The organism is Pseudoalteromonas sp. GABNS16E, assembly GCF_028598715.1.
GTDB classification, from domain to species: domain Bacteria; phylum Pseudomonadota; class Gammaproteobacteria; order Enterobacterales; family Alteromonadaceae; genus Pseudoalteromonas; species Pseudoalteromonas atlantica.
In genome coordinates, this window is sequence record NZ_JAQREZ010000153.1 from 1 (window position 1) to 633 (window position 633).

Below are 633 nucleotides of genomic sequence, written 5' to 3' on the forward strand. Positions count from 1 at the left end.
ACTAGTCGCGCAGCCGCCTGCGTGATGGATTATCTTGATGGCTATCAAGGGTACTTACATGTTGATGGTTATCAAGCTTATGAAAAGACACAGGCCAGTCTTGTGGGGTGCTGGGCGCACGCACGTCGGAAATTCATTGAAGCGAAAAAGCTGCAAGGGAAAAATAAGACAGGCAAAGCCGATGTGGTGCTCAGCTTAATACAAAAGCTATATGGGATAGAGTCACGGTTGAAAGATAAATCAGCGGATGAGAGTTACCAGACTCGACAAGCACAGAGTAAACCGATACTCGATAAACTCAAACAGTGGCTTGAAAAACATCAGCCAAACCTTGTTGGTAATAGTAAACTCATTGATGCCGCCAATTACATGGCAAACCAGTGGCCGAAACTCATTGAGTACATTAATGATGGGCGACTGAGTATCGACAACAACCGTGCAGAAAGAGCCATCAAACCGTTTGTGATAGGCCGTAAGAACTGGCTGTTTAGCCAAACAGCGACAGGTGCTAACGCAAGCGCGATACTTTACAGCATCATCGAAACAGCCAAAGCCAACGGCTTAGCGCCATACGATTACATCACCGCGTGTTTAGATGAGCTGTGCCAATCAACACCTGATATCGATAGTCTA

The 633-nt window shown here is 46.1% G+C and carries 1 protein-coding gene; it reads left to right on the plus strand.

The features are described 5' to 3' along the window. On the plus strand, positions 1 to 633 hold a 633-nt coding region (tnpC, locus tag PSI06_RS21075), incomplete at both ends, for an IS66 family transposase (protein WP_273604822.1).